Genomic DNA, 6,588 nt, shown 5'->3' with positions numbered 1-6,588 from the left:
CCGCTTTCGGCTTCGCGCAGAAAGCCGATGACCTGCTCGTCAGTAAAACGTTTCTTCACGTCCAATCTCCTCGGGGTAGGGAATTGGACTCCAAACTGAGGCGCTACTCAAAATTGGGTGGACGTCGGGTGATGGCCGCAATCCGGTCCACGCCATCGGCGCCACGCTGGAGATGGGCGATGGGGCTATCGGCCCCGAACTGACCGCCCGGCCCGCGCTGCAGCTGCATTGCGCTATCGCCAGTGAGTCCTTCGGTTGCACGCGTGCGTTGCGTCGCCAGTTCGATCGCTTCGCGCCATTGCGGCTGCAACTCGGTGCCGACGATGCGATAGCGGTATTGCGTTTCCTCGCGCTGTAGATCCTGCACTGACGGCGGCGATTGCCGGATGGCGGCAATCGCCTGCGCATGCTCGGCCAGTGCCGGTTGCAGCATCGCGCGCGTGGTTTCCAGTTCCAGCACGCGATTGCCATCGGGTGGGGGACCGTTGCTGGTCCATTGACCATCCATGTTGCGGTAATAGTGCTGGCCGTCTGAGGCGGTCAACGCATCCGGGTCGGGTAGCGCTTGCTGCACCGCTGGCGACATCGGCAGGCCATCGGCCGCCCAGCCGCTGCGGTGGTGCGCCAGTTCATAGCGCGCGGCGATGGCGCCGGGGCTATTGGCGATGTTGCGGGCGATGACGTCCTGTGCCTGTGCGTCCAGTTCGGCTTTGCGCGGCGGCAAGGCGGTTTCCTGCACGTAGCTGCCGCGATCATTGGCGCCAGAGATCTCGGCCTTGACCAGCCGATGCCACTGGCCGTCCGCTGCATCGCGTCGCCAGGCGGCGCTGCTCAGGCTGGGACGGTCAGTGGCATTGGCCGGCTGGCGATACGGTTCCTGCGGAGCGGGCGCATCCCTCAAAGCCAGCGCGGCGGCGGCGTTGGTGGCCTGGTAATTGAGTTCGCGCGCTTTTTGATAGCTTGCGACGATCGGCGTCGCGGTGGGGTTGTCCACCCCGTCGTTGGTAGTGTCGGCCTTGCCCTCACGCGCCCAGGCGCGGCCATCGAACGACCACTGCGTGCCCTCGAGATCGGTCTGGGTGTAGATGGCGCGGTTGTCGAGCAACGCGGCGGCTTTTTCGCCAGCGGCACTCAAGAAATACGCATCGGCTGCGATCAGCACCATCGGCCCGGCGCCCGAGCTACCCAGCGCGTAGGCAGCGGCGGTACCGCCGGCCCAGCCACCGATGTTGCGGCCGGCAAAGTGGGCAAGCTCCGATTGCGCGGCGAGCGGGTTGTCCTGGCCAAGAAGCTGAGTGGCGCGTTGGCCGGTCATCACCGTATCGGCGGCGGTGGCGAGCAGGCCGGCAGTGCGCAGCGCCTGGCCTGCGGATAGATCGCCTGCGAGCAGCTCTGCGGTGGCGAAGCCGCGTTGGCCTGGCGGTATCCGCAGCGGCCGTGCTGCTTCTTCGCCAAGAACGTTTTCGACCTGCAGGATGCCTTGGTCGGAGAGCGTCAGGCGGCCATTTGCATGAGCTTGGGCAATCGCTTGGGAAAGTGAATTTCTACCGATCTCTGGATCGCCGCCTTTGGTGAGGTTTGCGGTGGATTGCTCTACGTACTGAAGTGTAGATATGACACGCTGTTCGGAGTGGACGATTGATGACCAGCCGAGCTCGGGTCTCTGTAGCGTTGGAACTGCGTCGATCTGAGATGCAAGCTTCTCTTCGTAGCTCAAGGCGCCCTTGAAAAACGCATTGATGCCAGGACGCATGTCGTCTGCAACCATACCGATTGGGGCATTGGTATAGAGATCCGCATTCCCCAAGCCAACTCTCATCGTATCGATAAGTCGATCGACCTTGGGGGAAATTCTCGCGATGGCACCCGGATCGCCAGTAAGTGCCAACTGACCGTCAACTGTCCGCGACAAACGCTCCAGCCGGGCCAAGGAGCCATCTTGGTAGTCTTTAATAGGTCCGCCGCTATGTGGTGAAAGCCCCAGGACACGCGCAAGTGTTGGCTCACTCGGCATATAAATCAGGTTGCGATCAGCATTAATACTGAATGCTTTTTTCTGTTGAAGTATTTCAAGCAACGGACTGTTGCGAAGTGTTTGCTGCTCAGCAATATGGTGCTCTTGAAAAATCGTACGTCTAGGCATGACGGAATTCCGTTATCGAAATTAAGCGTCTTTCCAATCAGCAGCGTCCCGAAACCAAAGTCCATCAGGAGATTCTCTCGTGCCGATACCGGCTTCACGTACTGCATCTAACAACGTGCGATCGCAAATTACATAGTAGTCAGCGGAGAAAGGTGTTCGAAATATATGAGAATCCCCAACCACATCTTTTCGAAAAGCCAAGCTCGCGCCCCCAGTTAGATCGTAAAATTTTCCATTCACAAAATCGTCGCTAACTTCTATCTCCACTTCCGACTGCCCCTCATCGAGTGCATCCAGCACTCGCACCACATCGCACAAGAAGTGTTTAGGACCCTGAGCGCCATTGGCCATCAAAAAATCGCACTCTACGAAGCTAAACCCCTCTGGATCGATGGTTGAAAAAACCTGGTGTAAACGCTCGGAAACGAGCCAATAGCCACTGAAACCTGCTTCCAGGTCTTTAGGCATAACACCCTTCGATGGATCGTAGATGAGGCGTGGTCTTTCTGAAAGTGGAGGAAAGCCTCCTTCATTCGGCCTCAGAATCAATCTGGGGGGCACGAGTAGTTTTTTAACGTTTTCCAACACCACTCCGAGTTCAGGACCGTATTCAAGATCTGGCATCAGGATGTAGAACTCGCCTTTTTTAGGTGCATTCTGGGTAGACACTTTTTTCTCCAAGATACTTTTGCGATCAAGCGTAGCAAACTGCGCCACGGCAATAGCGCTGGCCGTCGGAGGCGGTCAATGCATCCGGGTCGAGCACCGCCGGCGACATCGGCAGGCCATCGGCCGCCCAGCCGCTGCGGTGGTGCGCCAGTTCGTAGCGCGCAGCGATCGCGCCGGGACTGTTGGCGATGTTGCGGGCGATGACGTCCTGCGCCTGCGCGTCCAGTTCGGCTTTGCGGTGCGGCAAGGCGGTTTCCTGCACGTAGCTGCCGCGATCATTGGCGCCAGAGATCTCGGCCTTGACCAGCCGATGCCACTGGCCGTCCGCTGCATCGCGTCGCCAGTTGGCGTTGCTCAGGCTGGGACGGTCAGTGGCATTGGCCGGCTGGCGATACGGATCCTGCGCGACGGGCGCATCCTTCAAGGCCAACGCCGCAGCGGCGTTGGTGGCCTGGTAATTGAGTTCGCGCGCTTTTTGATAGCTTGCGACGATCGGCGTCGCGGTGGGGTTGTCCACCCCGTCGTTGGTAGTGTCGGCCTTGCCCTCACGCGCCCAGGCGGTGCCGTTGAACGACCACTGCGTGCCCTTGCGATCGGTCTGGGTATAGATGGCGCGGTTGTCGAGCAACGCGGCGGCCTTCTCGCCAGCGGTACTCAAGAGATATGCATCGGCCGCGATCAGCACCATCGGCCCGGCGCCCGAGCTACCCAGCGCGTAGGCAGCGGCGGTACCGCCGGCCCAGCCGCCGATGTTGCGGCCAGCGAAGTGCGCAAGCTCCGACTGCGCAGCGAGTGGGTTGTCCTGGCCGAGTAAGTGTGTGGCGCGTTGGCCGGTCATCACCGTGTCGGCGGCGGTGGCGAGCAGTCCGGCGGTGCGCAGCGCCTGGCCTGCGGATAGATCGCCTGCGAGCAGCTCTGCGGTGGCGAAGCCGCGTTGCGAGACTGGTGTGTACGGCGCAGGCGGTGTAGCGGCTGCGCCTTGGCGAATGCTGCGTGCGGTACCGTCGATGGTTGTCGGCGTGTCATCCAATACCTGCTGGACCAAGGCCGCATTGGATTCGGATAGCCTTATTCGGCCGGCATCTTCGGCGTGCCCAATCGCCATGCGCAATTCTTCTCGACCGGCGATCTCGCGGATGATGGCATCGCGTTCATTCGGGACCGCGACCAGATGTTTGCCCGTCGTGCGTGCGTCATCGATCACCTTTGCGATCCGCTGCTCGGAGTGGGTGAGCGCGGCCCATTCGGATTCGACATTGCTCATCGAACGCAGCGTTTTCAACTGGTCGGCGTGGGCGGCGCGGTATTGCTCGTATTCGGAAATAGTGCTGTGGTTCTGCGCGTTCGTTTGGGCCTTGGTCAAGTGCTCCGGTGTAGTTGCGAACATATCGCGATTGATCAGGGCGATTTTGAGGGTGTCTTGCAGGTCGTGGACTTGGGCGGCGACGCGCTTCAATGCAGCAGCGTCATTGGACATTGCTACGCGACCTTCTGGTGAGTCACGGATTTCATTAAGATAACCAACGATCGCTTTTGTGTAAGAGCTGCGCGTGCGTCCTCGGTGGGGCGATGTTTCGATTTCGTCGGCCAGCTTCCCCTCTACCGGAAGATACAGTCGATTGATCGATACATCCTTGTCGATCAAGTCATGATCGGCCAACTTTTTTAGCAAGTTATGATCGCGAAAGACAACATTTTCAATGACATGATGACTCTCAAGGATGACGTTACTGGCCGGCATCTGCTTTCACTCCATCAAGCGCTCAAAGATTCATCGCTCAGCAGCCGAAAGCGTCTATCAACCAGACGCCGCGCGTCCTGGGCGATTTGCCAAATCCCTGCGCAATCAAGGTGTCGCGCAAGAACCGATCGCAAAAGGCATCTGATGTATAAGGTGTCCTGAAAATGTGCGCTGACCCAACCACTTCTTTCCTGAATGCAAAGTTGGCGCCACCAGCAACCCTGTAATATTTTCCATTTGGATACCCAGTCAACACCTTGACGGTGGATGCCTCCTCGTCGATGGCGTCGATAATCCGCACTACCTCGCAAAGATAGTGCGGTGCTCCTGGAGTACCGTCTTCCAATCGGAAGTCGCAGAGCGCGAAGGCAAAGCCTTCCGGGTCCGCAGCTTCAAGGATCAGCTTCAGCGGCTCTGAGACCAGCCAGTAGTCCTTGAATCCATCGTGCATGTCATTAGGCATATCGCCGATACGACTGTCGTAGCGCAGGCGCGGGGTTTCCTTCAATGCAGCAAGGCCCGCGTCCTCCCCAGGCTGGCTGTAAGCAATGGAAAACGGCACAGCATCTTCATTCTCGAACTCCACGCCATGCCCGCGACCGCCGCCACGCATGTCGGACCTAAGGAGATAGAACTCGCCTTTCCTGGGTGCATTCTGAGTAGACACTTTTTGCTCCAAGACACTCTCCCGCTCAAGCGTAGCAAACTGTTCGCTTGAGATCGAAGGGACGTCTCGGACGTACTCCTCGGCAATGTCCCGCCTGCTGATACGCCCAGGGTTCCGTAGACACTCAAGACCCTCGTCGCGCGTAGCGCCGTTCAAACTCTACAGGGGACAGGTCGCCAGTTGAACCATGGCGACGGTTGGGGTTGTAGAACATCTCGATGTAGTCGAATACCTCAGCGCGTGCGGCGTCCTTGGTGGGATAGATCCGCCGCCTGATCCGCTCGCGTTTGAGCAGGCCGGAGAAGCTCTCCACGGGTGCGTTGTCGTGGCAGTTGCCACGCCGACTCATGCTGCACACCAAGCCATGGGACGCCAGGAACTTCTGCCAGTCATCGCTTGTGTAGACAGACCCTTGGTCCGAATGAACCAGGCAACCAGCGCTGGGTTTGCGCCGCCACACCGCAGACAACAAGGCCTGCACGACCAACTCGGTATCGGCCCGATCGCGCATCGCCCAGCCGACGACCTGCCTGGAAAACAGATCGATCACCACGGCCAGGTACATCCAGCCTTCATGCGTGCGGATGAAGGTGAAATCGCTCGCCCAGGCCGTGTCCGGCTCCGTCACGTCGAACTGTCGGTCAAGCAGGTTGGCCGCCGCCTTGCACTGCATTCCTCCATGGAAGCGCGGTTTGCGACCATAGCCCACTTGGGCTCGCAGTCCCTCAGTGCGCATCAGCCGATGCACCCGATGGCGACTGCAACGTTCCCCCAGATCGCGCAGATCCTGGGCGATCTTGCGATGCCCATAGACACTGCCGCTGGCCAGCCAGTGGTGCTTGATCAGTCAAAGCAAGCGCTCATCTTCCTTGGCGCGCTCACTGTCGGGCGAGCGTAACCACGCGTAATAACCCGCCCGGTTGACGCGCAACACCCGGCACATCGCGCACACCCTGAATTCCCTGCGATGGTCTTGCATGAACGCGTACTTTGCCTTCACCCCCTGGCAAAGTACGCGGCGGCCTTTTTTAGGATGTCGCGCTCCTCGGTGACCCGGCGCAACTCGGCCTTCAGCCGCCGAACCTCGGCGCTCTGGTCCATCTCGGCGCGCTGCACCACGCCAGGCTTGCCGAACTTGCGCAGCCAGGCGTAGAGGCTGTGCGTGGTGACACCTAGTCGCTCGGCAACTTGCGCCACCTTGAACCCACGATCGGTCACTTGCCGGACCGCCTCGATCTTGAACTCATCCGTATACCGCTTATTGCTCATGGACACCTCCGAATCAGCCAGTTTCCATGGCCTTGGGATGTCTAGGAAACCCTGGGCGTATCACATTGAAAAGTGATAACGGTTGCTAACAGCTAGGAA

At 59.5% G+C, this 6,588-nt stretch carries 2 protein-coding genes and 3 pseudogenes; all 5 read right to left on the bottom strand.

The annotated features are described in order from the left end of the window. Nucleotides 1-127: 127 nt before the first annotated feature. A pseudogene (locus ABS769_RS19295) lies at nt 128-1,531 on the bottom strand (hypothetical protein); the annotation flags it as partial. 633 nt (nt 1,532-2,164) lie between these two features. After that, entirely contained in the window at nt 2,165-2,812 is a 648-nt protein-coding gene (locus tag ABS769_RS19285; protein ID WP_317062786.1) for a DUF1629 domain-containing protein, read from the bottom strand. A 46-nt stretch (nt 2,813-2,858) separates the two neighbouring features. Further along, a pseudogene (locus ABS769_RS19280) lies at nt 2,859-4,268 on the bottom strand (hypothetical protein); the annotation flags it as partial. A gap of 322 nt (nt 4,269-4,590) precedes the next feature. After that, nucleotides 4,591-5,220: an imm11 family protein gene (locus ABS769_RS19275; protein WP_317062787.1), complete on the bottom strand. Its 630-nt coding sequence runs from the start codon at nt 5,218-5,220 to the stop codon at nt 4,591-4,593. Between the two features lie 124 nt (nt 5,221-5,344). Continuing rightward, nucleotides 5,345-6,489 (bottom strand): annotated as a pseudogene (locus tag ABS769_RS19270) (IS3 family transposase). Between the last annotated feature and the right edge of the window lie 99 nt (nt 6,490-6,588).

It is taken from the genome of Xanthomonas hortorum, assembly GCF_040279205.1.
In the GTDB taxonomy this organism is placed as follows: domain Bacteria; phylum Pseudomonadota; class Gammaproteobacteria; order Xanthomonadales; family Xanthomonadaceae; genus Xanthomonas; species Xanthomonas hortorum_F.
Note: the sequence above shows the minus strand (reverse complement) of the source record. Positions and strands in the feature narration are given on the sequence as shown.